General features: G+C 73.3%; 22 protein-coding genes. 15 read left to right on the top strand and 7 right to left on the bottom strand.

From position 1 onward, the window contains the following. The first annotated feature begins 64 nt into the window (after nucleotides 1–64). From V1258_RS14830 to V1258_RS14810, 5 genes are read left to right on the top strand one after another with little or no spacing between them, the layout of a single operon-like run. Nucleotides 65–1,165 (top strand): amino acid ABC transporter permease, encoded by a 1,101-nt coding sequence (locus V1258_RS14830; RefSeq protein WP_329750405.1) that lies wholly within the window; start codon nucleotides 65–67, stop codon nucleotides 1,163–1,165. Continuing rightward, complete coding sequence (locus V1258_RS14825) at nucleotides 1,162–2,064, top strand: amino acid ABC transporter ATP-binding protein (RefSeq protein WP_329750404.1); 903 nt, start codon at nucleotides 1,162–1,164, stop codon at nucleotides 2,062–2,064. The genes V1258_RS14830 and V1258_RS14825 overlap by 4 nt, the downstream gene beginning before the upstream one ends. Beyond that, a complete protein-coding gene (locus V1258_RS14820; RefSeq protein ID WP_329750403.1) occupies nucleotides 2,061–3,071 on the top strand; it encodes a transporter substrate-binding domain-containing protein in 1,011 nt (336 codons plus the stop codon). The genes V1258_RS14825 and V1258_RS14820 overlap by 4 nt, the downstream gene beginning before the upstream one ends. Continuing rightward, nucleotides 3,068–4,024, top strand: a complete 957-nt coding sequence (locus V1258_RS14815) for an LLM class flavin-dependent oxidoreductase (RefSeq protein WP_329750402.1) — start codon at nucleotides 3,068–3,070, stop codon at nucleotides 4,022–4,024. Before V1258_RS14820 ends, V1258_RS14815 begins: the two co-directional genes overlap by 4 nt. After that, nucleotides 4,021–5,397 carry an LLM class flavin-dependent oxidoreductase gene (locus tag V1258_RS14810; protein ID WP_329750401.1) on the top strand — a complete coding sequence of 459 codons (1,377 nt, stop codon included), beginning with the start codon at nucleotides 4,021–4,023 and terminating at the stop codon, nucleotides 5,395–5,397. The genes V1258_RS14815 and V1258_RS14810 overlap by 4 nt, the downstream gene beginning before the upstream one ends. A gap of 92 nt (nucleotides 5,398–5,489) precedes the next feature. Here the strand turns inward: V1258_RS14810 and V1258_RS14805 are convergent, their stop codons facing one another. Beyond that, entirely contained in the window at nucleotides 5,490–5,891 is a 402-nt protein-coding gene (locus V1258_RS14805) for a winged helix-turn-helix transcriptional regulator (protein WP_329750400.1), read from the bottom strand. 80 nt (nucleotides 5,892–5,971) lie between these two features. On the opposite strand from V1258_RS14805, the gene V1258_RS14800 reads away from it, so the two are divergent. From V1258_RS14800 to V1258_RS14790, 3 genes are all read left to right on the top strand, one after another. Continuing rightward, the gene (locus V1258_RS14800) at nucleotides 5,972–6,382 is read left to right on the top strand and encodes a RidA family protein (RefSeq protein WP_329750399.1); all 411 of its coding nucleotides are present in this window, start codon (nucleotides 5,972–5,974) and stop codon (nucleotides 6,380–6,382) included. Between the two features lie 337 nt (nucleotides 6,383–6,719). Further along, entirely contained in the window at nucleotides 6,720–7,634 is a 915-nt protein-coding gene (locus V1258_RS14795) for a LysR family transcriptional regulator (protein ID WP_329750398.1), read from the top strand. Between the two features lie 61 nt (nucleotides 7,635–7,695). Next, entirely contained in the window at nucleotides 7,696–8,250 is a 555-nt protein-coding gene (locus V1258_RS14790; RefSeq protein WP_329750397.1) for a hypothetical protein, read from the top strand. Here V1258_RS14790 and V1258_RS14785 read toward each other — a convergent pair. Both V1258_RS14785 and V1258_RS14780 read right to left on the bottom strand, forming a co-directional pair. Continuing rightward, nucleotides 8,232–8,516 (bottom strand): YciI family protein, encoded by a 285-nt coding sequence (locus tag V1258_RS14785; RefSeq protein ID WP_329750396.1) that lies wholly within the window; start codon nucleotides 8,514–8,516, stop codon nucleotides 8,232–8,234. The genes V1258_RS14790 and V1258_RS14785 overlap by 19 nt on opposite strands. 157 nt (nucleotides 8,517–8,673) lie before the next feature. Further along, nucleotides 8,674–9,453, bottom strand: a complete 780-nt coding sequence (locus tag V1258_RS14780) for an alpha/beta hydrolase (RefSeq protein WP_329750395.1) — start codon at nucleotides 9,451–9,453, stop codon at nucleotides 8,674–8,676. A gap of 234 nt (nucleotides 9,454–9,687) precedes the next feature. Here V1258_RS14780 and V1258_RS14775 point away from each other — a divergent pair, with 234 nt between their 5' ends. From V1258_RS14775 to V1258_RS14760, 4 genes are all read left to right on the top strand, one after another. Then, on the top strand, nucleotides 9,688–11,202 hold the full coding sequence (locus V1258_RS14775) for an alpha-amylase family glycosyl hydrolase (protein ID WP_329750394.1): 1,515 nt from the start codon (nucleotides 9,688–9,690) through the stop codon (nucleotides 11,200–11,202). A 95-nt stretch (nucleotides 11,203–11,297) separates the two neighbouring features. Beyond that, a complete protein-coding gene (locus V1258_RS14770; protein WP_329750393.1) occupies nucleotides 11,298–11,651 on the top strand; it encodes a hypothetical protein in 354 nt (117 codons plus the stop codon). Nucleotides 11,652–11,983: 332 nt separating this feature from the next. Then, entirely contained in the window at nucleotides 11,984–13,810 is a 1,827-nt protein-coding gene (locus tag V1258_RS14765; RefSeq protein ID WP_329750392.1) for an ABC transporter ATP-binding protein, read from the top strand. Next, complete coding sequence (locus tag V1258_RS14760; protein ID WP_329750391.1) at nucleotides 13,807–15,621, top strand: ABC transporter ATP-binding protein; 1,815 nt, start codon at nucleotides 13,807–13,809, stop codon at nucleotides 15,619–15,621. The genes V1258_RS14765 and V1258_RS14760 overlap by 4 nt, the downstream gene beginning before the upstream one ends. A gap of 149 nt (nucleotides 15,622–15,770) precedes the next feature. Here the strand turns inward: V1258_RS14760 and V1258_RS14755 are convergent, their stop codons facing one another. Further along, nucleotides 15,771–16,427, bottom strand: a complete 657-nt coding sequence (locus V1258_RS14755; RefSeq protein WP_329750390.1) for a GNAT family N-acetyltransferase — start codon at nucleotides 16,425–16,427, stop codon at nucleotides 15,771–15,773. A 78-nt stretch (nucleotides 16,428–16,505) separates the two neighbouring features. On the opposite strand from V1258_RS14755, the gene V1258_RS14750 reads away from it, so the two are divergent. Then, a complete protein-coding gene (locus V1258_RS14750) occupies nucleotides 16,506–17,135 on the top strand; it encodes a pyroglutamyl-peptidase I (protein ID WP_329750389.1) in 630 nt (209 codons plus the stop codon). A 556-nt stretch (nucleotides 17,136–17,691) separates the two neighbouring features. Here V1258_RS14750 and V1258_RS14745 read toward each other — a convergent pair. From V1258_RS14745 to V1258_RS14735, 3 genes are read right to left on the bottom strand one after another with little or no spacing between them, the layout of a single operon-like run. Then, nucleotides 17,692–18,075 carry an iron chaperone gene (locus tag V1258_RS14745; protein WP_329750388.1) on the bottom strand — a complete coding sequence of 128 codons (384 nt, stop codon included), beginning with the start codon at nucleotides 18,073–18,075 and terminating at the stop codon, nucleotides 17,692–17,694. A 57-nt stretch (nucleotides 18,076–18,132) separates the two neighbouring features. Next, nucleotides 18,133–19,047 (bottom strand): rhomboid family intramembrane serine protease, encoded by a 915-nt coding sequence (locus tag V1258_RS14740; RefSeq protein ID WP_329750387.1) that lies wholly within the window; start codon nucleotides 19,045–19,047, stop codon nucleotides 18,133–18,135. A 59-nt stretch (nucleotides 19,048–19,106) separates the two neighbouring features. Then, nucleotides 19,107–20,351, bottom strand: a complete 1,245-nt coding sequence (locus V1258_RS14735) for a DNA glycosylase AlkZ-like family protein (RefSeq protein ID WP_329750386.1) — start codon at nucleotides 20,349–20,351, stop codon at nucleotides 19,107–19,109. 147 nt (nucleotides 20,352–20,498) lie between these two features. Here V1258_RS14735 and V1258_RS14730 point away from each other — a divergent pair, with 147 nt between their 5' ends. Both V1258_RS14730 and V1258_RS14725 read left to right on the top strand, forming a co-directional pair. Then, nucleotides 20,499–22,730 (top strand): MMPL family transporter, encoded by a 2,232-nt coding sequence (locus tag V1258_RS14730; RefSeq protein ID WP_329750385.1) that lies wholly within the window; start codon nucleotides 20,499–20,501, stop codon nucleotides 22,728–22,730. A 117-nt stretch (nucleotides 22,731–22,847) separates the two neighbouring features. Beyond that, nucleotides 22,848–23,780 carry a VIT1/CCC1 transporter family protein gene (locus tag V1258_RS14725; protein ID WP_329750384.1) on the top strand — a complete coding sequence of 311 codons (933 nt, stop codon included), beginning with the start codon at nucleotides 22,848–22,850 and terminating at the stop codon, nucleotides 23,778–23,780. Nucleotides 23,781–24,076: the final 296 nt, after the last annotated feature.

Below are 24,076 nucleotides of genomic sequence, written 5' to 3'. Positions count from 1 at the left end.
ATAACGTCAGGCCCTGCAACCCCGGACCGCCCTGCGGTTCACCTCCCGTCACGGAAGGCACGTCATGACCTCCTCCGTCGTCTCGCCAGAGACCGCACGCCGCACGCCCGCGGCCGCCGAGCCGTCCGCGGCCGTCGCCACCGGGCACGCCCCGGCCGCGGAAGCGCGCGAGATGCCGTGCCGCTCCCCGCACACCCCGGAGGATCCCGTCGGGGCCGACGCTCCCGACACTCCCGCGCCCGCCCTGCGCGAGGACCTCGTGGCGCTGCGGATCGTGCCCGCCCGCCACCCGGGGCGCGCCGTGCTCGCGGTCCTCGTGGGCCTCGTGGTCGCCGCGGTGCTGTGGTCCTTCGCCACCAACCCCCGTTGGGAGTGGGGCGTGGTTGCGCAGTGGTTCTTCGCGGAGTCGATCCTGCGGGGCCTGCTGGAGACGCTGAAGCTCACCGTCCTCGCCGGCGCGATCGGCTTCGGTCTGGGCCTCGCGCTCGCCCTCATGCGCCTCTCGCCCTCTCCCCTGATCTCCGGGGTGAGCTGGACCTTCTCCTGGATCTTCCGCTCCACGCCGCTGCTCGTGCAGCTGCTGCTCTGGTACAACCTGGGTTACCTCTACGAGCAGGTTCGGCTCGGTATCCCGCTGACGGACGTGACCTTCTTCGAGGCGCGCACGAGCGATCTGATGACGCCGCTGCTCGCCGCCGTGCTGGGCCTCGGGCTGCACCAGGCCGCCTACGCCGCCGAGATGATCCGCGGCGGCATCCTCTCCGTCGACCAGGGGCAGCTCGAGGCGGCGAGCGCGCTCGGTATCCCCGCCCGCGACCGCAACCTGCGGATCGTGCTCCCCCAGGCCATGCGCGCGATCCTCCCGCCCGCCGTGAACGAGGTGATCGGCCTGGTCAAGGGCACCTCGATCGTGTACGTCCTCGCGCACGCCGAGCTGTTCTTCACGGTCCAGCTGATCTACGGCCGCACCCAGCAGGTGCTGCCCATGCTGCTCGTCGCGACGCTCTGGTACGTCGTGATCACCTCGCTGCTCTCGATCGGCCAGTACTACCTCGAGCGCCACTACTCCAAGGGCGCGCTGCGCACCCTGCCGCCCACCCCGCTGCAGGCCCTCCGCACCCGGATCTCCCGTCGTCGCCCCACTCCCGCAGGAGCCCCCGCATGAGCCTCGCCTCCCTGCTCCGCCGCCCGCCCGCCCCACCGGCCACCCCGGCCCCGTCGGCCGGATCCACCCCGCCGGCCGGACCCGCCCCGTCGGGAGGCCGCGTCGAGATCCGCGACGTGCACAAGTCCTTCGGCGACCTCGAGGTGCTGCGCGGCATCGACCTCGATCTCGCTCCCGGCTCGGTCACCGCGATCCTCGGCCCGTCCGGCTCGGGGAAGTCGACCCTGCTGCGCGCGATCAACCATCTCGAGCCCGTCACCCGCGGCCTGATCAGCGTGGACGGCGAGGTGATCGGCTACCGCCGCGACGGCCAGGTGCTGCACGAGCTGCGCGAGGCGGAGGTGCTCCGCCAGCGCACCGGCATCGGCATGGTCTTCCAGGGCTTCCACCTCTTCGCCCACATGACCGCGCTCGCCAACATCGCCGAGGCGCCGCGTCGCGCCCTCGGGGTGCCGCGGCGCGAGGCGGAGCAGCGCGCCCGCGAGCTGCTCGCCCTCGTCGGCCTCGCCGAGAAGGAGGGCGCCTACCCGCGCCAGCTCTCCGGTGGCCAGCAGCAGCGCGTCGCGATCGCCCGCGCCCTCGCCCTGCGCCCGAAGGTGCTGCTCTTCGACGAGCCGACCAGCGCCCTCGACCCCGAGCTGGTCGAGGAGGTGCTCGAGGTGATCCGCGATCTCGCCCGCGACGGCACCACCCTCGTCATCGTCACCCACGAGATCTCCTTCGCCCGGCAGGTCGCGGACACGGTCGTGTTCATGGACCAGGGCCGGGTCGTCGAACAGGGCCCGCCCGCCGACGTCATCGACCACCCCGCCCACGAGCGCACCCGCGCCTTCCTCTCCCGGGTCGGCGCCGCCGCCCCGGTCCCCCCGCACGCCCCGATCCCCGAGGACCTCTCATGAGCCCCACCGCCCGCATCTCCCGCCGCGCCCTCACGGCGTCCGGTCTGCTCCTGCCGCTCGGCCTGCTCGCCGCCTGCTCCGACCCGACCCCCGCCGCGACCGGGGCCACCTCCGGCTCCGGGGCGTCCGACGGGGGCGGCGCCTCCGACGGCGGCGGCGCGAAGGCCGGCGCGATCGACACCTCCGGCACGCAGGAGCTGATCCGCGCGACCGCCGACGAGGAGATCGCCGCGCTGCTGCCGGCCGAGATCGCCGAGTCCGGCGTGCTGCGGGTCGGCATCAACGGCACCTCCTCGGCGCCGCTGAGCTTCCTCGCCGACGACAACCGGACGTACATCGGCTCCGAGATCGACATTGCCCGGATCGTCGCCGACAAGCTCGGCCTCGAGTTCGAGCTCAAGCTCACCACCTGGGAGAACTGGCCGCTGAAGCTCGAGGCCGGGGAGTTCGACGTGGTCCACGCGAACGTCGGCATCAACGCGGAGCGGCTGCAGAAGTTCGACTTCGCCTCGTACCGCGCCGCGTACATGTCCTTCCTCGTGAAGAAGGGCGCGGACTTCTGGCTCGAGGACGCCGACTCCCTCTCGGGGCGGATCATCGCCGTCGGCGCCGCAACGAACCAGGAGCGGATCCTCACGGACTGGAACGCCGAGCTGGAGGCCGCCGGCAAGGAACCCGCGGAGCTGAAGAACTACTCCTCCGACGCCGACACCCTGCTCGCCCTCGGCTCCGGCCGCATCGACGGCTACATCTCGCCCTACGCCTCGCTGAGCTTCATCGCCGCCCGGCGCGACGACTTCGAGCTGCAGGGCCGGATCAACGCCGGCTGGCCCGACGAGACCCTCGTGGCCGGTACCTTCCCCGCGGGCAGCGGCCTCGCCGCGCCGTACGCCGCGGCGCTGAACGCGCTGATCGCCGACGGCACCTACGGCCAGGTCCTCGACCGCTGGCAGCTGACCGCCGAGGCCCTCACCGAGTCCCGCGCACACACCCAGGAGAACCCGTGAGCACCACCGCACCCTTCCTGCCCACCCTCGCCGTCGACCTGGTCACCGCGCCGAGCCTGCTGCCGGACCTCGCCCGTCTCGTCCGCGGCCTCGAGCAGACGGGGATCGGCGCCCTCACCCTGAGCGACGGCGGCCTCCACCCGATCCACGTCGCCGCGCATCTCGCGCCGCTCACCCGCGCCGTCGGCCTGCTGCCGCGCACCGACGCGATCTACGTCGAGCCGTTCCACCTCGCGACCCAGTTGATGAGCCTCGACCACCTCAGCGACGGGCGCGCCGGCTGGCTGCTGCAGGCCGAGACGGACCCGTCGGCCGCCGCCGCAGTGGGCCGCGCCGTGCTGGGTCTCGAGGCCACCCACCGCGAGGCGGCCGACGTGCTCCGCGCCGCCCGCGCGCTCTGGGACTCCTGGGCGCCGGACGCCGTGGTGCGCGATGCCGCCCGCGGCGTGTACGTCGACGCCTCTCGGCTGCAGTACGCCGACGTCGAGGCCGAGACCTTCTCGGTGCGGGGCCCGGCGATCACGCCCCGCTCCCCGCAGGGGCTGCTCCCCGTGCTGGTCGCCGACACCGACCGCGCCGCGGTCGGCGAGCCGGTGACGTCCACCGCCGCCGACGGCCGGGTCCTCGACCTCGACGTCTCCGGAGGGGCGCGCGCGAAGCCGCTCGCCGGGCGCATCGCCGAGGCGCTCGACGCCGGGCCGACGGACGGGCCGGGCCGCGTGCGGCTGGTGCGGCTCGTCGGCCTGGACCTCGAGGCCGACCCCGTCGGCACCCTGGGCCAGCTCGCGGCCGAGCTGCGGTCCCGCGACCTGGTCGAACCCGCCCCGAACCCGCGCCGCAGCCTCCGGGCCCGGCTCGGCCTGCCCGTGGTGCCCTTCCGCCTCGACCCCGTGCGGCGCGCCGACCGCGCCCGCCTCGCCCGCTCCACCTCCACCCTCGAGGAGTCCGCATGACCACCGCCACCGCCCCCGGGCGCTCGGGCGCACCGCTGTCCGCGGAGGCCGCCGCCCTCGCGACGGGTCCGGCCGAGCACCCGCTCCACCCCGCGCACACCCCCACCGGACAGCTCAGCTTCGGCGTGTTCTTCCAGGGCGTGAACTCCTCGACGATCTGGCGCCTGCCCGAGAGCGGCGACCAGGTCGCGCGGGAGTCCTTCGAGGCGCTCGCCCGCACCGCCGAGCGGGGGCTGTTCTCGGCCTTCTTCCTCGGGGAGGGGCTGCGGCTGCGCGAGCACCGCGGCGTGCCCTTCGAGCTCGATGTCGCCGGACGGCCCGACGCGCAGACTCTGCTCGCGGCGCTGGCCGGCGTCACCGAGCGGATCGGCCTGGTCGCCACGCAGAACACCACATACAACGACCCCGTCGATCTCGCCCGCCGCCTGCAGACCCTCGACCTGCTCTCCGGGGGCCGCGCGGGCTGGAACGTGGTCACCACCGACAACGCCTGGACCGGGGAGAACTTCCGTCGCGGCGGCTATCTCGACCACGCCGACCGCTACACCCACGCCGAGGCGTTCGTGCAGGTCGCCGAGCAGTACTGGCGCGGCGAGCAGGTCGCGCACGACGGCGCCCACTACGCGGTGCGGGCGAGCGGCGACCTGCCCCGCTCCCCGCAGGGCCGCCCCGTGCTCTTCCAGGCGGGAGCCTCCCCTGCCGGGCAGGACTTCGCCGCCCGCACCGCCGACGTCATCTTCTCCCCGCACGGCGCGCTCGCCGCGGCCGTCGAGTTCCGTCGCAGCATCGTCGAGCGCACCGTCGCCGCGGGCCGCGACCCGGGCTCGGTGAAGATCCTGCCGGGCGCCGAGATCATCCTCGCCCCCACTGAGGCGGAGGCCGAGGAGAAGGTGCGCTGGGTGCGGGACCTGCAGATCGGGCCCGAGCAGGCCATCGCCCTGCTCGAGCAGTACTGGGGCCGGGACCTCTCGGACTTCGACCCCGACGGTCCGCTGCCCGATGTGCCGCCGGAGGTCGAGGAGTCGGGCGTGACCCGCGGGGCCGGCTTCCAGTTCGCCAAGGCCGAGGAGCTCACCCGCGCCTGGCGCGAGGAGGCCGCCGAGAAGGGGCAGTCGATCCTCGAGTTCGCCCGTGGGCGCGCCGGCGCGCGCCGCGGCGAGTTCACCGGCAGCTACGACGCGGTCGCGGACCGGCTCGCGGAGTTCGCCCGGCTCGGCGCGATCGACGGCCTGAACATCACCCCGTGGCTGATCCCCTCCGGGATCGACGACATCGTCGACCACCTCGTCCCGCGCCTGCAGGAGCGCGGGGTGTACCCGACGGAGTACGCCGGCGCGACGTTGCGGGAGAACCTGGGCCTCCCGCCGGTGTAAGGGTGGGGCGGTGGTGGGCCGCGCCACCGGCACGGCACCGGGGCGCCACCGGGCAGGTTTCCTACGCCTCAGCTCGCCCTCCGGCACGTTTCCTACGCCTCGGCGGCCACACCAGCACCCTCGCCGCCGTGATCCTCCAGGTCGCGGGCGGCCTCGTACTCCTCCCGCGCACGCCGGACGGCCGGGAGATTCGCTCCGGACCAGTCGAGCAGGGCGTCGAGCAGCGACTGCAGCGAGGCGCTGAGCGGGGTGAGCCGGTACTCGACGGCGATGGGCCTGGTGCTCAGCATCGTCCTCTCGATCATCCCGTTCCGCTCGAGCCTGCGCAGGGTGGTGGTGAGGGACTTCTGGGTCAGGGACGGAATCGTGCGGCGGAGCTCGTTGAAGCGGTGCGGGTGCTCGCAGAGCCGGTCGAGCACGTGCAGCGACCACTTGTCGAGCACCTGGGCCAGCAGTTCTCGTTGCTCGGGCGTGATCTGGGTGGTATCCGTCATGACACCTAGTCTCGTTGAAGTGCCTTTCGGACACCAGGTAGACATCGGATACCGAATCCACCGACCGGAAGGCACCCACCATGACCGTCGAGCTGCTCACCCCCGAGGGCATGTTCCAGCCCGTCCCCTACCACCACGTCTCCGTCGCCACGGGAACCCGTCACGTCCACGTCGCGGGCCAGATCAACCGCGACGAGGTCGGGACCGTGGTGGCCCCCGGCGACCTCGCGGGCCAGCTCGCCCATGCCCTGCGCAACACCGCGCGGGGCCTCGCCGGAGCCGGCGCCGACTTCTCCAACGTGGTGCGCCTGCGCTTCTTCGTGGCCCGCTGGCAGCCCGAGATGCTGGAGCCCTTCATGGCCGGGCTGAACAGCGTCGTCGGTGAGCTCGGGATCCCGCAGCCGCTGCCGCCGCTGTCCGTGATCGGCATCGACTACCTCTTCGAGCCGGACGTGATGGTCGAGGTCGAGGCGTACGCGATCCTCGACTGAGCGGGAGGGGGCGGGGCCTCCCGGCCCTGCGCTCCACGCCCTCCCCTAGCCCCGCCGAGGGGTAGGAAACGTGCCGCACACCCCGCGGAACGGCACCTTTCCTACTCCTCAACGCACACTTCCGCCCCCTCTCCCGCCGAGGGGTAGGAGACGTCTGCCAAACGGCTCTGAACAGCACCTTTCCGACGCCTCGGTGAAGAGCGCCATGCCGGCGAGGCCGCCCGACACCTTGGGAGCTGCACGCCGGCGAGGCCGCTCGACGAATCGGGAGCCTCAACCTGACCGGTGTGCCCCACCCCATAAGCAGACCTTGCCACCCGCGACTACCATGAACGCCATGGATCCCCGCAGGCTTCTCATCTTCCGGACCGTGGTGCGCAACGGCTCGATCGGCGCGGGCGCGCGCGAGCTGGGCTGGACCCAGCCGGCCGTGTCCCAGCACCTCGCCGCCCTCGAGAAGGAGGTCGGCACGCAGCTGCTGCTGCGCTCGTCCGCGGGGATCACGCCCACCGAGGCGGGGCGTCGGCTGGCCTCGCACGCGGAGGCGATCGCCGCGCAGCTCGATGCGGCCGAGCAGGAGCTCGCGGACATCACGGCACTGCGCCGCGGCTCGGTGCGCTTCGGGACCTTCCCGTCGGCCGCGGCGGTGCTGCTCCCGCCGGTCCTCGCGACCCTCTCGAGCACTGCGCCCGATCTCGACGTCACCTTCCGCGAGCTCGAGCCGCCGGAGGCGGTGGATGCGGTCCGCGAGGGCGAGCTCGACGTGGCCCTCGTGTTCCGCTATCCGTGCAGCGATCTCACCGACGAGGGCACCCTCGAGTGGAGCCCGCTGCTCGAGGACCGGGTGATGCTCGTGCTCCCGCAGGACCATCCCCGCGCGGACGACCCCGAGCTGACCCTCGCCGACTTGGCCGCCGAGCCGTGGATCGCGGGCTGCAAACGGTGTCGGGCGAACCTCATCTCGAGCGCGCGCCGCGCCGGCTTCGTGCCGACGGTGCGCCATTCGACCGACGACTCGATCGTGGTGCAGCGCCTCATCCAGCACGGTGGCGGGGTCGCGCTCATGCCCGAGACCTCCCTCGAGGCGGCACCGAACGACCAGGTGCGGGTGCGGCCCCTCGCCGGGCTCGACAACCGCATGATCGGCCTCATCAACCGCCGCGGTGCCCAGTCGATCCCCGCGGTCGCCGCCCTGCGCGACGCCCTTGTGGAGCAGACCCGCGAACGTCTCGACACCGCCGCCCTGATCTGACGCACGGCATACGGCGCAGCGGTCCCCGCACCAGCCCAGCCGTCGGCCGTACCCTGGACGGATGCCCGGCACCGAACCGACCTCCCCTGCGTCCCGGACCCCCGTGACGGCGTGGCTGCGGCCCGCGCTGATGATCGTCGGCGGCGCGGTGCTGTCGGCGCTGCTGGTGGCCGTGGATCAGCTGCTCGCCGCGATCGCGGTGGGTCTGTTCTCCCTGTTCATGGCGTACTGGACGAGCCCGCTGCGCTCCGGCCCGCACACGAGCCTCGCCCTCGCCCGCGAGGCCGGTGCCGGCGGGGCGACCCTCGTGCTGTGGGCGCCGGGCGATCCGGGGTCGGCGCGGCTGCAGACCGGCCTGCGCGGCCCCCGCGCGGACCTGGTCTGGGTGAACGTGCGCCGCGACGCCGACGCCATGGCGCTGCTCCAGGAGCACGGCGGGGAGAAAGCGCTGCCACTGGTGCTGATCGGCGATCACGCCCGGCGCGTCGAGTCCCCGGCCGAGCTGTTCGCCCTGCAGGACGAGGCCGCGCGAGAGGAGCCGCCGACAGCGACGTGGCCCGACGGCGAGCGCGGCCCCATGCCCGGCGCGGGCGGCCCTCAGGCTCCCGGCAGCTGACCGATCACGACGTTCCACTCGCGCGCGACGCGATCCACGATGACGCCCTCGCGCTTGAACGGGTCGCCGTCGAGCGCCGCGAGCGCATCCTCGGCGGAGTCCGCGACGACGATCAGCAGCGCCTCCGAGCCGTCGTCCAGCGGCCCGGACAGCAGCAGCGTCCCGTCGCGGTGCAGCTCGGCGAGGTGCTCGCGGTGCTCCGGACGGAACGTCGCCAGGCGCTGAGCGTCGTCGAGGTACGTGTACTGGACGGCGAAGACGGCCATGTGAACTCCCGGGGTCGTGGGGGCGGGCCGACGGGGCGGCGCCGCAGGGTCCGGTCCATCGTCTCGCACGGCCGACGGGGCCGGCAGCGCCGTCCGCGGGGCACCGCCGTCCGACGCGTGCTGGTCCCGCCGCGTGCTGGTCCCGCCGCGCGTCGGCTCAGCCGCGGATCGGCAGCCAGTCCAGGACGTCCTGGATGCCCTCGTCCCAGAACTCCCAGGTGTGGTCGCCGGGGCGGAGGCGGGAGGTGAGGTCGACGGAGTGCTCCTCGGCAGCGGCGATGAAGCGCTCGTTCTGGCTGATCAGGCCGTCCTCGGTGCCGCAGTCGAGGAAGAGGGCGGGCAGCGCGGTGGGGTCGGCGCGCTGGACGAGGCCCACCAGGTCATCGGCGGTGCCGGATACGTCGCGACCGCCCCAGACCCGCTCGCCGAGGGTCCCGGTCCAGCTCAGATCGAGGCTCGTCACGTCGAGCGCCCCGGACAGGCTCGCCGCGGCGGCGAAGCGATCGGGGTGGTTCAGGGCGAGCTTGAAGGCGCCGAAGCCGCCCATCGACAGGCCGGCGACGAAGGTGTCCTCCCGGGCGGTGGAGACGTGGAAGGTGCGCGCCACGAGCTGCGGCAGCTCCTCGGCGATGAAGGTCCAGTACTTCTCGCCCACCGCCTCGTCGGAGTAGAACGAGCGGCGCACCTCGGGCATCACCACGGCGATCCCCTTCTCGGTCGCGTAGCGCTCGATCGAGGTGCGGCGCTCCCAGATGGTGCAGTCGTCGCTGAGGCCGTGCAGGAGGTAGAGGACGGGCACGCCGCGCGCTCCGTCGGCGCCGTTGGTCGCGTCGGCGCCCTCCATGCCGATGCCGGAGGCGGCCTGCGGCATCAGCACGTTCATGGAGGTGCCCATGCCGAGGGACTCGGCGAAGAAGTCGGTGCGCAGGCGGATCATGTCTCTCCTCGGTGAGCGGTGCGGCGGGACGCTGCCCCGGCAGGCAGGGGACGTCGGCTCCGCCATCCCATCACGGTCCCGCCGCTCCCGCACCCGGCGTCCGCGCGATCCATGACCGGGCGTCCGCTGTCCGGACAGCCGATGTCCCGACCCTCCGCCCTGCGCCGCCGGCCGTCACCCACGACCCCTGGCACCGCACCCTCGCCACCGCCGACCCGCGCCTACGATGGCGCCATGACCACGACAGCGCCGTTCTCCGCCCCCGCCTGGATCCGCGACGCGATCTGCTGGCAGGTCTACCCGCTGGGCTTCTGCGGCGCGCCCCGGCACCGTGAGGACCTGGGCGGCGAGGGCTACGGCGGGGCCGACGGGGAGAACGTCGTGCACCGGCTCGGGCGGATCGCCGGATGGCTCGATCACCTGGTGTCCCTCGGTGCGAATGTGCTCCTGCTGAATCCGATCTTCGACGCGGTCTCCCACGGCTACGACACCCTCGACCACCGCCGGCTCGACCCGCGCCTGGGCGATGAGCGCGACCTCGACGCCCTGCTCGCCGCCTGCCGGGAGCGCGGGATCCGAGTGGTCCTCGACGGGGTGTTCAACCACGTCTCGGAGCTGCACCCGGTCGCGCGCCGCGCGATCGCCGTCGGCCCCCACGCCCCGGAGGGCGCGCACATCCGCTGGTCCGGCGAGCATCCCTACGGCTTCGAGGGCAACGGGGACCTGATCGAGCTGGACCTCGCCGACTCGGTGGTGCAGGACTCGATCGTCGACGTCATGACCGGATGGCTGCGCCGCGGCGTCGACGGCTGGCGGCTCGACGCGATGTACGCGGCGGGCCCGGAGGCCTGGGCCCCGATCCTCGAGCGGGTGCGGGCCGAGCACCCGGACGCCTGGATCCTCGGCGAGGTGATCCACGGCGACTACCCGGGCTTCGCGACCGCGTCGGGGGCGGACTCGATCACCCAGTACGAGCTGTGGAAGGCGATCTGGTCCTCGCTGCGGGACCGCAACCTGTTCGAGCTCGAGCACGCCCTGGGCCGTCATGCGGAGTTCCTCGCCGCCGACGGCGGCGCGCATCCGCTCACCTTCCTCGGCAACCACGACACCACCCGTATCGCCTCCCAGCTCGAGGACGGCCGCGACCTCGCCGCCGCCTACGCCCTGCTCGCGCTGCTGCCCGGCATCCCGGCGATCTACGCCGGGGACGAGTTCGGCGCGGTCGGGGTCAAGGAGGAGCGGCCCGGCGGGGACGATGCGGTGCGGCCCGCCTTCCCCGCGGATCCGGCGGCGGCGGGGGCGGAGGGGTCGGCGGGGGCCGCGGGGTCGCTGGCCGACGGGCCGGCTCCCGCCGGGAGCGCCGAACCGGTCGAGGGCGGCGGCTCCCCGCAGCACCTCGCTCTGCTCAGCCCCGCCGCGGCACCGCGGATCCTCGAGGTGCACCGGCGCCTGTTCGCCCTGCGCCGCCGCGAGCCCTGGCTCTCCACCGCCTCGGTCACGGTCGACGAGGGCACCCTGACGAACACCTGGGCACAGATCACGCTGACCCCGTCGGCCGCCTCGCCGGGCGTCGCCTCGGCGGGCGGAGCGGACCCGCGCCCCCTCACCCTGGTGTTGAACCTCGGCGACGAGGAGCGCCCCGCGCCGGGCTCGGTGCTCGAGGCGGTCAGCGGCGCGGACATGCTCGACGGGGTCGGCCCTGCGCCCGACGGGACGGTCCCGGCCCACGGTGCCGCGGTGGTGCGCTGAGCCGAGGTCCGGAACAGCCGGAGCCGACCCTTCCCTCCTCTGCGAGGACCCGCCGTCCCAGCCGCCGCCGAGGCGTCCGTCGTAGGCTCGGAACCATGAGCATCGCGATCAAGCCCGCCGAGTCCGTGAAGACCGCCCCCGTCGTCGCCGCGGGGCTGATCGGCGGATGGCTGACGGCCCGGGAGACCGGGATCCGGCCGCTCGGCGGGGTGGTCCTCGCCGCCGCCGGGATCTACGCGGGCCGCACCTGGCTCGCCCGCCGCGGCCCCGCCACCACGGCCGTGCTCGGCACGGCCTACGTGCTCGGCTTCGGCCTCTCCCATCCCCTCGCGAAGCGGATCGGCGCCTGGCCCGCGGTGCTGACCGTGACCGCCGCCTCCGCCGGGGCCGCCGCGCTGCTGTCCGACGCCGCCTACAGCGAGTGGAGCGAGATCGAGCCCGGCGCCTGAGGGGCAGACAGCCCCCGCACCCGGCTCCCCGTCCCCCGTCGGCCGGTTCACCCCGGCATCGCCCGCCGGCGACGATCCCCCCGTCCCGCCGTCGGCCCGGCGGGATCGTCGCCGGCGGGCGCTCCGTGATGCGAGGTGCATATATCTGCAGCTCGCCTCACCGGCGTCCCGTCGGCCCATCAGCACGGACCGGAACCCTGCTCTCCCCCACCACTCCGACAATTCGTCGCGACCCGCCCTGGAATGCGCTGTCAGACGTGGGAATAGTTGACTAGGCTAAGACTTCGTCCCCGACAGTCGGGGGCGAACTCCCCCCCGAGGATTCTTTCCCCATGCTCGGCACCATGAGCCGCCTCTGGCAGACGGTCCGCCCCATCCGCATCCGCCTCTATCTCGGCCTGCTCAGCGCCATGACCGCGTCCATCGTCGCGCTCATGATCCCGCAGGTCCTCGAATTCATCGTCAACCGCCTCGGCGACGACGCCACCGCCATCACCATCTGGACGGGCGGCGCGATCGTGCTCGCCCTCGGCATCGTCGAGGCCACCCTCATCTGGCTGCGCCGCACCTTCGCCGTCGCCCCCTCCACCACCGTCGAGAAGCAGATCCGCGTCAGCTTCTACGAGAAGGTCCAGCACCTGCCGGTCAGCTTCCACGACGGCTGGGGCTCGGGCCAGCTGCTCTCCCGCATGCTCACCGACATCAACCAGATCCGCCGCTGGGTCGCCTTCGGCATGATCATGGCCGTCACCAACGTCGTCACGGTGACCGTGGGCATGGTGCTGCTGATCCGCTCCAGCGCGATCCTCGCGCTGATCTTCTTCGTCGCCGCGGTGCCGGTGAGCATCATCGCCTACCGCTTCAACCGCTCCTTCTCGGTCCTCTCGCGCCTCTCGCAGGACCAGAACGGCGACCTCGCCACCACGATCGAGCAGTCCGTGCAGGGCATCCGCGTGCTCAAGGCCTTCGGTCGCGGCCCCTCCGCGCTCGAGGGCTTCACCGAGCAGGCCGAGGAGCTGCGCCGCACCGAGGTGCGCAAGGCGACCTCGATGGCCCGCTTCGACATGTTCATGTTCATGCTGCCCGAGGCCGCGCTCGGCGTGGCGCTGCTGGTGGGCCTGCACCTCACGGCCGAGGGGAGCATCACCACCGGCCAGCTCGCCTCCTACTTCGCCACCGCCACCCTCGTCGTCGGCCCCGTGCGGATGCTCGGCATGCTGCTGGGCCAGGCCGTGAACGCGACCACCGCGCTGGACCGCCACTACGAGGTGATGGACACGGTGAACGCCATCGTCTCGCCCGAGCAGCCGGTCGTGGTCGATCCGGCGACGGCCCGCGGCGCGGTGCGGCTCGAGGGCGTGCACTTCCGGTACGAGGACGCCCCCGCGCACGTCACCGACGTCCTCGACGGGGCGGACCTCGAGATCCTCCCCGGCGAGACCATGGCCCTCGTGGGCGTGACCGGCAGCGGCAAGTCGACGCTGCTGCAGCTCGTGCCGCGGCTCTACGACGTCACCGGCGGTGCGATCACCATCGACGGCGTCGACATCCGCGACATGGACCTGGTCACCCTGCGCACCCTCACCGCTGTCGCCTTCGAGGACGCCACCCTGTTCTCCGACTCGGTGCGGGAGAACGTGCTGCTGGGCGCCGATCCGACGCTCTCGGAGGCCGAGTCCGAGGAGCTGCTGCACCTCGCCTTGCGCACGGCCGACGCGACCTACGCCTACGACCTGCCCGACGGCGTCGACACCCGCATCGGTGAGGAGGGCATGAGCCTCTCCGGCGGCCAGCGCCAGCGACTGGCCCTCGCCCGCGCGATCGCCGCCATGCCCGCCGTACTGCTGCTCGACGATCCGCTCTCCGCCCTCGACACCCGGACCGAGGAGACCGTCACCGGCCGCCTCCGCGAGGTGCTGCAGGGCACGACCACGCTGATCGTCGCGCACCGCACCTCGACCGTCGCCCTCGCCGACCGCGTCGCCCTGCTCGACGACGGCCGCGTCGTCGCCGTCGGCACCCACACAGAGCTCATGGCCACCTCCGCCCGGTACCGCTGGGTGATCGCCAACCAGGAGGAGGAGCGCCGCCGCGACCAGGACATCGAGACGCTCACCGGCGAGCTCGAGCTCCGCGCCATCCAGGAGGAGGGCCGATGACCACCACCGCTCCGCTCGACCAGGACGGCGCCGACGGCGGCGCCCTCACCGCCGAGGAGGCCAAGTCCTCCCGGCGCCGCTCCTTCGCCCTGCTCGGCGAGCTGGTCTCGCCGGTCAAGGGCCAGTTCCTGCTGATGGCGATCATGGTGGTCGTCGCGCAGCTGGCCGTCGTCGCCGGTCCCGCGATCATCGCCTGGGGCATCGACCACGGCCTGCCCTCGCTGCTCGAGGGCGATGCCACCCCGGCGATCCAGGCGGCGGCCCTCGCCGTCGGCGCCGCGATCGTGGGCGGCCTGCTGACCTTCGGCTACGTGCGCCAGTCCGTCGTGGTGGGACAGCGGATGCTGCTCGCGCTGCGGCGGAAGGTCTTCCGCTTCACCCAGAAGCAGGACCTCGAGTTCCACGAGTCATACACCTCGGGCCGCATCGTCTCGCGCCAGACCTCCGACATGGAGGCACTGCGCGAGCTGCTCGACTCGGGCGTGAACGTCATGGTCGGCGCCTCGCTGTCGATGGTCTTCACGATCGTGCTGATCGTGGGCATGGACCCGGTGACGGGCCTGGTCATGCTGCTGATGCTGATCCCCTGCGTGGCGCTGACGGTCTGGTTCCAGAAGCGCTCGGCCGTCGAGTACCGCGCGATCCGCACCCACTCGGCGCGGCTGATCGTCCACTTCGTCGAGGCGATGGCCGGGATCCGCGCGGTGAAGGCCTTCCGCAAGGAGGACCGCAACCAGGCGGAGTTCGACACCCTCGCGCAGGACTACCGCGACGCCTCGATGCGCTCGATCAATGTCTTCGGCATCTACCAGCCGGCGCTGCGCGTGCTCGCGAACATCACCATCGCGGCGGTGCTCGTGGTGGGCGGCTTCCGGGTGCTGCAGGGCGACCTGCAGGTCGGCGTGCTGGTCGCGCTCGTGCTGTACTCGCGGCGCTTCTTCCAGCCGGTCGACGAGATCGCGAACTTCTACAACTCCTTCCAGTCCGCCGTGGCGGCGCTCGAGAAGATCGCGAACCTGCTGGCAATGCAGCCGCACGTGAAGGAGGCCGAGTCCCCGACGCCGCTGCCCACCTCGAGCGGGCAGGTGGACTTCGAGGACGTCTCCTTCCGGTACAGCGAGGCGGGCCCGCTCGTGCTCAAGCCGCTGGACCTGCACATCCCCGCCGGTCAGACCGTCGCGCTGGTCGGGCAGACCGGCGCCGGCAAGTCCACGGTCGCGAAGCTCATCGCCCGCTTCTACGACGCGACCGAGGGCAGCGTGAAGCTCGACGGCGTGGACCTGCGGGACGTGTCGATGGACGATCTGACGCGCAACATCGTGATGGTCACCCAGGAGGCGTACCTCTTCTCCGGCACGGTCGCGGACAACATCGCCCTCGGCAAGCCCGGGGCGAGCCGCGAGGAGATCGAGGCGGCGGCGCGGGCGATCGGCGCCGACGAGTTCATCGAGAAGCTCCCCTACGGCTACGACACCGATGTGAACAAGCGCGGCGGGCGCGTCTCGGCGGGGCAGCGGCAGCTGATCTCCTTCGCGCGCGCCTTCCTCGCCGACCCCCGGGTGCTGATCCTCGACGAGGCCACCAGCTCGCTGGACATCCCCTCCGAGCGGATGGTCCAGGAGGGACTCACCAAGCTGCTCGGCCACCGCACCTCGCTGATCATCGCGCACCGCCTGACCACGGTGATGATCGCCGACCGGGTGCTGGTGGTGCACGGCGGCGAGGTGGTCGAGGACGGGTCGCCGACGGAGCTGGTCGCCGCGGGCGGGCGCTTCGCGGCGCTCTACCAGGCGTGGCAGGAGTCGATGTAGGGGTCGGCCGTCCCCGGAGGGCCGGGGACGGCCCCCGTCGGCTCCGCCACTGTCCACCGACGGGACGTGAGCGGCAGGTGCCCTGCATATGACAGGTCTGGTGCCGCTCACGTCCCGTTCGTGGACGGCCGTCCCCCGGGCTGACCAGCTCAGGCGCCGAGCATCCCCCGCAGTGCCGGGTTGAGCCCCTCGACCTGGACCGGCATGGCCGGGCGGCGGAACAGCTCCGGCGTGACGAGGAAGCGCTGCTCGACCTCGCTCGATCCGGGCAGGGTCGAGACCTGCGTGCCGTTCTCGATGTAACCGCAGGCCCGCGAGACGCCGAAGGACGGCGCGTTGCCGAGGACGGCGGAGGACTCGGCCCGCAGCGCGCCGAGGTGGTCGAAGGCGAGCACGAGCATCGCCTGCCGCATCAGGGTCCCGTACCCGTTCCCGTGCGCGTCGAGCGTCAGCCAAGAGCCGGAAGTGACCGTGCGCCGCGCGGCGAAGCGCACGGCGGACACGTCCTGGGAGCCGATCAAGCGCCCGTCGGCCCAGATCCCGAAGGCGAGGGTCCACTCCTCGGGGCCGATGCCGCAGCGCAGCCGCCACTGGAAGCGCAGCGCGTCGAGCTCGCGCTCCTCGGGATCCGCTCGGTACCAGGGGAACACCTCGGGGGCGGTCGGGTCGGCGAAGATCGGCCGACGGAGGAGCGCGGCGTACTCGGGCAGGTCCGCGTCGGCCAGCGGGCGCAGCGTGAGCTCCCCGGCACGGACGACGAGGCCGAGGGGCGGATACAGCGTGGCGAGGTCCGGGAGCGTCGACATCGCCCCAGGGTAGGGGACTCCCCGAGGGCCCTCGAGGGCTTTTCCGCTCGGTCGTCCGGGCGGCTCTACCCTGGCTCCATGACCAACGACGTGCTGCTGACCGGCTTCGAGCCCTTCGACGGGGCCGCCCTCAACGAGTCGTGGGAGGCGGTGCGGCGCGCGACCCCGATCCTGCGCGGGAAGGGGCTCGCGGTGGAGGCGATCGAGCTCCCGGTGGAGTTCGGGCACGCGGGCGACCTGCTCGAGGAGGCCGTGCACGCCCTGCGACCGCCGCTGGTGATCGCGGTCGGACTGGCGGCCGGCCGCTCCGCGATCACCCCCGAGCGGGTCGCGATCAACCTCCGCGATGCCCGGATCCCCGACGGCGCGGGAGCCTCGCCGATCGACCAGCCGGTGATCGCGGGAGGCCCTGTCGGACACTTCACGAGCCTCCCGGTCAAGGCGATCGTCGCGGCGCTGCGGGAGGCGGGCCTGCCCGCGGCGGTGTCGCAGACGGCCGGCACCTATGTCTGCAACGACCTCGCCTATCGGATCGCGCATCTGCTGGCGACCGTTCCGGAGCTGGCCGGGGTGCGCGGCGGCTTCGTGCACGTCCCCGCGGCCGACGTCCTGCCCGTCGAGGAGACGGCCCGCGGGATCGTGCAACTGGTCATGGCGGCGCGGGAGACCGCTGTGGACAGCGTGCTCCCCGGTGGTGCCGAGCACTGACCCCGGGCATGTGATCGGCCTCGCCTCCGGAGTTTTCCACAGCGTTGTCCACAGTCGTGGAGGAATGACAGACCTGTAGTTCCGCAGGTGCGAACGACTTCCCGGGCGTGTTGCGACAGTGGCCGTCGTGATCGCGCCGTGATCTCCGTACCGGTGACGAGTATCCGGACCCGGGCCTGTCATGCCAGGTCAGAGGGGGTTACGCCACGGTATTTCCACAGGTCAGCGACGTGGGGCCCGCGCGCCGATCCGAGCGGGTGCGCCGTGGGCCGAGCTCGACCGGCGCCGGTGCGGACTCGTGGGAGTCTCCTGCGCCCACTGCCCGTCCACAGCCCATCCCCGGTTTTCCACAGTCATCGGGTCGACGTCCCCAGCGGATCCACGGTTATCCACAGCTACGTCCACAGCTGGGGATAGTCACACCGGTGTAGTTCCGCAGGTGGGTGCCCTGCGCGGGCAGCGGCGCTCCCGCCGTGGCCACCGGCGGGGCGTCAGCTCGCCGTGGTCGTCCGCCCGACCCTCACACCCCGAGCAGGGCTCACACCCCGAGCAGGGCTCACACCCCGAGCGCGGCGCGGGAGGCGAGGGCGAGGCGGGTGACGAGCTCGCCCGGGATCGGGCGGGCCACGGTGAAGGTGACCCCGGTCTTGGTGTGCTTGAGCCCCGCCCCGATGATCTCGTCGGCGTGCTCGGCGATCGCGGCCGCGTCGACGTACAGCCCGCACTGGCGGCTGAACGCGGCGTATCCGGCGACGATCGCACCGTCGATCCGGAAGCCGGGCATCCCGTAGCCCACGAACTCCTCGGCATCGGGCAGCGCAGCGGCGAGCCGGGCCCGCAGCTCCTCCAGCAGGGGGAGGAACCTTTCGGGGGCGGCGGTGAGATAGGCGTCGGGGTCGGCGGGGGTCGCGGTGGCGTCGGGGCCTGCGGCATCGTTCATGGCGCCGACGCTAGCGCCTGCGTCGACGAACCGGCAGACCCCTCGGCGTGCCGCGCCTCAGGCAGGCAGCAGCGCGAACCGTCCGAGCACGAGCGCGAGGCAGAGCACGAACCCCGCGGCGAGCACCCCGGCGTGGAGCAGGGCGGAGCGTCGGGCGATCGCCTGCCGGTCGGAGCCGGGACGCGCCTTGGGGCGCAGCGCGTACATCCCCGCGGTCAGCGCGCCGCCCATGAGCAGCCCGCCGATGTGGCCCTGCCAGGAGATGCCCTGCACCATGAAGGTGATCACCAGGTTCAGGGCGATGAGGACGATCAGCTGGGCGGCGTCGGCCCCCATCCGTCGGATGACGATGAACATGGCCGCGAACAGGCCGAACACGCCGCCGGACGCCCCCAGCGTGCCGCCGTACCAGCTCTGGCTCAGCGGATCGGTGAGCAGCACCACCGCGGTGTGGCCGGCGAGGACGGACAGCAGGTAGATGCCGGCGAAGCGCCAGTGCCCGAGCGTCCGTTCGAGCTGCGGGCCGAAGACGTACAGCGCGTACATGTTCAGCAGGAGGTGCAGGATCCCGCCGTGCAGGAAGCCGGCGGTGAGGAAGGTCCACGGCATCGCGAGTGCGCGGAACGGCGCGAAGATGCCCAGCTGGACGACGAGGTCCGGCGCCACCCGCTGCCCGACGTACGCGAGGACGCACAGCGCGATGATCGTGTAGCTGACGACGGGGGTCGCGCGGCCCATGGCGCCGCCCATCGCATTGCGCGGCCGGGAGGACGCCTGCTGGCGCTCGAGGTCCCGCGCGCAGTCCACGCACAGCACGCCGACGGCCGCGGGTCGCTGGCAGTCGGGGCAGACCGGCCGCTCGCACCGCTGGCAGCGCACGTAGCTCACCCGGTCGGGGTGGCGGGGGCAGACGGGCGGAGCCTGCGGCTCGGGGGCGTCCTCGGCGCTGTAGCCGTAGCTGGGTCGATCCATGGGGCCATTCCACCACGGGCACCTGGGGCGGGACCGGGCGCGGGCGCCGGAACCCCCGCTCAGACGGCGGTGTAGGGGAAGCGCGCGAAGAGGGTCTGGAAACGTCGGCGCTGGGGGTCGGAGATCGAGCCGAGCTCCCCGAGCACGAGGCGGCGCTTCCCGGCCGAGCCGGTGCGGGTCCAGGTGCCGACGATCTCGCCACGGCGCAGAGCGGCCCGCTTGAACACCCCGTTGTTGCCGGGTGCGAGGGCGGGATGGTGGCCCTCGGCGATCAGCGCGAGCCGGTCCGGGTAGCCGAGCACGAGCTCGTCGAAGCCGGGCAGCAGCAGCTCCTTCATCGTGTCCTTCTCGGCGTCCGCGTACTCCTCGGCGAGGCCGGGCCGGAACCAGAGCCGCTCCCCGTCGCCGCCGCGGGCGTCCTCGGGGCGGGCGTGGAGGCGCCCGTCGCGGTCGGCGAATCCGGACTCGAGCCGCTCCGCGACCTGTGCGATCGCGGGGCGCACCGTGCCGAGAGGCAGCTTCGACCACCAGGCGAGGTCCCGCTCCCCCGCCGGGCCGTGACTGGTCAGATACCTCAGCGCGAGCTCGGCGGCGGCCGCCTCGCGGTCCCCGCCGAAGGCGCCCTCGAGGTCGCTGCCGGCGGGCAGCCAGGTCGGGGCGTGCACGACGGCGGTCTCCTGCTCGCGCCACGGCCCGTAGGCGATGTCGCCGAAGGAGATCAGCTCGGCGATCAGGTGGTAGCCGCGGCCGCTCCCGGTCGCGATCCCCGCCGCTTCCCAGACCGCCATCACCTCGCTGCGCAGCAGGCCCCGGCCGACGCCGGGCGCGGAGACCGGCTCGGCCGCCGCAACGAGCACCTCGCGGGCCCGCTCGACCCTCCGCTCGTCGAGGTCGAGCGCCCCGCGGCGGGCGATCGCGGCGCGCAGCGGACCCGCGACGCAGAGCTCGGTCATCCAGGCGAGGGAGTCGGCGGCGACGGCGAAGACGGTGCCGCGCATCGGGTAGCCGCGCACGATCTCCCCGCGGTCGAAGGCGGCGAGCACCGGCTCGACCGCCCCGCCGCTGCGCAGCGCGAGGGAGGCGATCACCCCGGGCAGGTCCTGCCCCTGGTGGGCGGCGAAGGAGCGCGCGACCTCGACGGGCGCGAGGGTGCCGCTGGTCGCGTCCGGGACGCCGCCGATCGCGTCAGCGGTGCCGCCGGTCGCGGCGGACTCGGCGCCGCGTCCGGCGCGAGAACCGCAGCGCGCCGACCCGACGAGTCCCTGCGCGAGGATCCTGGCCCCGACGAGATGGCGCTGCGTCATGCGCCGACCCTACCGAGGACCACCGACTCCTCAGGGGCCGACGGTCGAATACATCGAAGGGTTGATCCGGGCTCCGGCGCCGCTTCCTAGCGTGGACAGCGCCCCGCCGATCTGGGGCTTTCCCGCTCCGACCTCGAAGGATGCCCCGTGCCCTCGACCTCCACCCCGCCCCCGCCCGTCGGCCACGCAGCCGCCGACGAGCACCTTCCCGCCCGCGAGCGCCGTCCGGCCCCCGTCGGCCGCCCCGTCGGCGAGCGCCTCGCCGCCCTGCTCGTCGGTCGCCGCTCCGCGTGGGCGGTGCTGGGCGTGTTCGTCGTGCTGCTGCTCGCCGTGATGGGCGGGATGCGCGGAGGGGGCCCCGTCGCCGGGATGGACGCCCTGCCCGAGAGCTCGGAGTCCTCGCGCGCCGCGGCGATCGCCGACACCCTCGAGGGCTCCCGCTTCCAGCCGGTCTTCGCCGTGATCACCCGGACCGACGGCGGCGCGCTCACCGACGCGGACGCCGCCGGGATCGAGACCCTCCGCACCGCGCTGCAGACCACCTCGGGACGAGAGGCGATCGGCCCCATGCCCGCCGCGGACGGCGAGGCGGACCTGCTGGTCACGACCGTCGACGCTCAGGCGGACACCGAGGCGATCGACGCGATGATCGCCGACCTGCGGGAGACCGCCCGGGACGCGGCCCCCGAGGGGCTGACGGTGTCGATCACGGGCGGTCCCGCTGTCGGCTCCGACATCCGCGGGGCCTTCGCGGGGGCGGATGTCCGCCTGCTCGCGGTGACGATCGCCGTGGTCGCGGTGCTGCTCCTGCTCACCTATCGCTCGCCGATCCTGTGGCTGCTGCCGCTCGCGGTCGTGGCGCTGGCCGACGGTGCCGCCGGGCGCGTCACCGACACCCTCGGCGAGCAGTTCTCCCTCGCCTTCGACGCGGGAGTCATCTCGGTGCTGGTGTTCGGGGCGGGCACGAACTACGCCCTGCTGCTCATCTCCCGCTACCGCGAGGAGCTGCACCGCACCGAGGACCACCGCGCCGCCCTCGCCCTCGCCTGGCGGCGCACGGTCCCGGCGATCCTGGCCTCGAACATCACGGTCGTCCTCGCCCTGCTGACGCTGCTCGCCGCGGTCATGCCCGCGACCCGCGGCCTCGGCCTCGCCGCCGCGGCGGGGCTGCTGATCGCGCTGGTCGCGGTGCTGTTCCCGCTCACCTCCCTGCTCGCTGTCTGCGGCCGACGGGTGTTCTGGCCGTTCGTCCCGCGACCGGGCGCGACCACGGGACACCGTGACGGGGCGGGGCACCGTGACGACGCAGAGCGCCGTGACGGGGCGGAGCACGGCCCCTTCGCGGCCGTCGCCCGCGCCGTCACCGGGCGGCCGTGGATCGCTGCGGTCGGCTCCGTGCTGCTCCTGGCGGTGCTGGCCACCGGACTGCTCGGCACCCGGGTGGGGCTCTCGCAGGACGAGCAGTTCGCCGCGGCGAACGAGTCCTCCACCGGCTTCGCGACGATGGCCGAGCACTACGGCGCCGGCGAGAGCGCCCCGCACCGGATCGTGGTCCGCGAGGACGCCGCCGAGGCGGCGATCGCGGCGGCCGAGTCGGTGCCCGGCATCGAGCGCGTCGCGACCACCGGGACCACGGCCGACGGATGGGCGGTCCTCTCCGCCGTCGGCTCCGCGGAGCCCGAGTCGCCAGCCGCCTCCGACGAGGTCGAGGGGCTGCGGGATGCGCTGCACGCACTGTCGGGTGCCGACGCCCTCGTCGGCGGCACAAGCGCCACCGCGGTGGACGTGCGCGCCGACTCCGCCCGTGACCTGGTGGTCGTCGGCCCGTTGATCCTGCTGGTCGTGCTCGCGGTGCTGATCCTGCTGCTGCGGGCGGTGGTCGCACCGCTCGTGCTGCTCGCGGTGAACGTGCTCAGCGCCGTCGCGGCGATCGGGCTGGGCCTGTTCGCGGGGCGGACCCTGCTGGGCATCCCCGCGCTCGACGTGACGGTGCCACTGCTGGCCTTCCTGTTCCTCGTGGCCCTCGGCGTGGACTACACGATCTTCCTGGTCCACCGGGCGCGGCACGAGGCGGCGACCCATGGCACCCCGCACGGCATGGTCCGGGCGGTCGGCTCCACGGGCGTGGTGATCACGAGCGCGGGCGTGGTGCTCGCGGCGGTCTTCGCGGCGCTCGGTGTGCTGCCCCTCGTCGTCCTCGGACAGCTGGGCCTGATCGTCGGACTCGGGGTCCTGCTGGACACGCTGCTGGTCCGCACCGTGCTGGTGCCGGCGCTGTTCGCGCTGATCGGCGAGCGCATGTGGTGGCCGACGGCGCCCACGGAACAGCTCGGGACCTCCTCGGAGGGCGTCACGGAGCCGGTGCCGGCGACCGCCTGACCTCCGCTCCCCCGACCACTCCGACCACTTCGGGAAGGCTAGCCTCACCTGTTTGTGCAGGTCAGGCTAGCCTCCCCTTGCTTGATTGGATTAAGTCCAAAGAACTATCCTCGGGGCATGAGCCTCCTCGACCTGCCTCCGCGCCCCGCCCCCGACGTCGCTCGACCGACGGCTCCCGCTCGCCCGACCGCCCCCGCTCAACCGACCGCCCGGGCGGTCCCGTCGTCGGCACCCACCGCGCCGTCGGCCCCGGCTGCACCGTCGACCGCGGCTGCACCCTCGGCCCCGGTCGTGGTGGCACCGTCGGATCCGACACCGAACCGGACCTCGTCGTCGGCCGCGACCCTGCCGTCGGAGCAGGCCGAGGAGCGGACCGCCCGCTCGGACCGCGTGAACCGGCTGCGCGCCGGGGTGCTGGGCGCGAACGACGGCATCGTCTCGGTCGCCGGCCTCGCTGTCGGCGTCGCCGGTGCCACGACGGACGTCCGCTGGCTGCTCATCGCGGGGCTCGCCTCGCTGGTCGCGGGCGCCCTGTCGATGGCCATGGGCGAGTACGTCTCGGTCTCGACCCAGCGCGACACCGACACCGCGCTCATCGAGCGCACCCGCCGCGACCTCGCCGCGCAGCCCGCCGTGGAGCACGAGCGGCTCATCGCCTCGCTCGTCGAGTCCGGGATCCCGGGCGACGTGGCGGGGGAAGTGGCCGACTCGATGGAGCGCCGCGACGCGCTCGCCGCCCACACCCGCTTCCGCCACGGCGTGGAGCAGGAGGCCGTGGTCTCGCCGGTCTCCGCGGCGCTCGCCTCCCTGGTCTCCTTCACCCTCGGCGGGGTCATCCCGCTGCTCGCGATCCTCGCGAGCCCACCCGCGCTGCGCCTCCCCGCGACCATGCTCGCCGTGGTCCTCGCCCTGGCCCTGCTCGGCCTGCTCAGCGCGCGGCTCGGCGAGTCGGGCGCCCGCGCGGCGACGATCCGCACGATCGTCGGCGGGATCCTCGCCCTACTGGTCACCTACGGGATCGGCGCGCTGCTGGGGGTCGCGATCGGCTGACACAACTGTCGGGCGCCTCGTCCTCAGGGACTGGCGCAGGGCATTTCTCCGGTGCGCCTCGTCAGGTACTGGCGCATAGCGTCGCAGTACGCCTATATAGCCGTAGTGGAACGCTACGCGCCAGTAACTGACCACCGGCCCCGGCGCACGGCAATCAGGTCCCGACCGGCAGGCCCAGCTCAGGGCAGACGCACCGGGCAGCGGCGGCCAGACCAGCAGCTCCGGCTCATGACAGCGGAACGGGACCCCCCAAAGGGGGCGGGTTTTTCCTCTCCTCCCGGGAGGGGGGGGACGGG

Origin of the sequence: Brachybacterium sp. J153 (assembly GCF_036311905.1) — a bacterium.
Classification (GTDB): domain Bacteria; phylum Actinomycetota; class Actinomycetes; order Actinomycetales; family Dermabacteraceae; genus Brachybacterium.
This window is presented reverse-complemented; position numbering and strand designations above follow the sequence as displayed.

Excerpts from the sequence above, each read along its gene's own strand:
- V1258_RS14820 (WP_329750403.1), top strand. The coding sequence starts at position 2,061 with ATGAGCCCCACCGCCCGCATCTCCCGCCGCGCCCTCACGGCGTCCGGT.
- V1258_RS14775 (WP_329750394.1), top strand. The coding sequence starts at position 9,688 with ATGACCACGACAGCGCCGTTCTCCGCCCCCGCCTGGATCCGCGACGCG.
- V1258_RS14790 (WP_329750397.1), top strand. The coding sequence starts at position 7,696 with ATGCCCGGCACCGAACCGACCTCCCCTGCGTCCCGGACCCCCGTGACG.
- V1258_RS14755 (WP_329750390.1), bottom strand. The coding sequence starts at position 16,427 with ATGTCGACGCTCCCGGACCTCGCCACGCTGTATCCGCCCCTCGGCCTC.
- V1258_RS14735 (WP_329750386.1), bottom strand. The coding sequence starts at position 20,351 with ATGACGCAGCGCCATCTCGTCGGGGCCAGGATCCTCGCGCAGGGACTC.
- V1258_RS14750 (WP_329750389.1), top strand. The coding sequence starts at position 16,506 with ATGACCAACGACGTGCTGCTGACCGGCTTCGAGCCCTTCGACGGGGCC.
- V1258_RS14765 (WP_329750392.1), top strand. The coding sequence starts at position 11,984 with ATGCTCGGCACCATGAGCCGCCTCTGGCAGACGGTCCGCCCCATCCGC.
- V1258_RS14795 (WP_329750398.1), top strand. The coding sequence starts at position 6,720 with ATGGATCCCCGCAGGCTTCTCATCTTCCGGACCGTGGTGCGCAACGGC.
- V1258_RS14805 (WP_329750400.1), bottom strand. The coding sequence starts at position 5,891 with ATGACGGATACCACCCAGATCACGCCCGAGCAACGAGAACTGCTGGCC.
- V1258_RS14770 (WP_329750393.1), top strand. The coding sequence starts at position 11,298 with ATGAGCATCGCGATCAAGCCCGCCGAGTCCGTGAAGACCGCCCCCGTC.
- V1258_RS14745 (WP_329750388.1), bottom strand. The coding sequence starts at position 18,075 with ATGAACGATGCCGCAGGCCCCGACGCCACCGCGACCCCCGCCGACCCC.
- V1258_RS14810 (WP_329750401.1), top strand. The coding sequence starts at position 4,021 with ATGACCACCGCCACCGCCCCCGGGCGCTCGGGCGCACCGCTGTCCGCG.
- V1258_RS14800 (WP_329750399.1), top strand. The coding sequence starts at position 5,972 with ATGACCGTCGAGCTGCTCACCCCCGAGGGCATGTTCCAGCCCGTCCCC.
- V1258_RS14830 (WP_329750405.1), top strand. The coding sequence starts at position 65 with ATGACCTCCTCCGTCGTCTCGCCAGAGACCGCACGCCGCACGCCCGCG.
- V1258_RS14785 (WP_329750396.1), bottom strand. The coding sequence starts at position 8,516 with ATGGCCGTCTTCGCCGTCCAGTACACGTACCTCGACGACGCTCAGCGC.
- V1258_RS14825 (WP_329750404.1), top strand. The coding sequence starts at position 1,162 with ATGAGCCTCGCCTCCCTGCTCCGCCGCCCGCCCGCCCCACCGGCCACC.
- V1258_RS14740 (WP_329750387.1), bottom strand. The coding sequence starts at position 19,047 with ATGGATCGACCCAGCTACGGCTACAGCGCCGAGGACGCCCCCGAGCCG.
- V1258_RS14760 (WP_329750391.1), top strand. The coding sequence starts at position 13,807 with ATGACCACCACCGCTCCGCTCGACCAGGACGGCGCCGACGGCGGCGCC.
- V1258_RS14780 (WP_329750395.1), bottom strand. The coding sequence starts at position 9,453 with ATGATCCGCCTGCGCACCGACTTCTTCGCCGAGTCCCTCGGCATGGGC.
- V1258_RS14725 (WP_329750384.1), top strand. The coding sequence starts at position 22,848 with ATGAGCCTCCTCGACCTGCCTCCGCGCCCCGCCCCCGACGTCGCTCGA.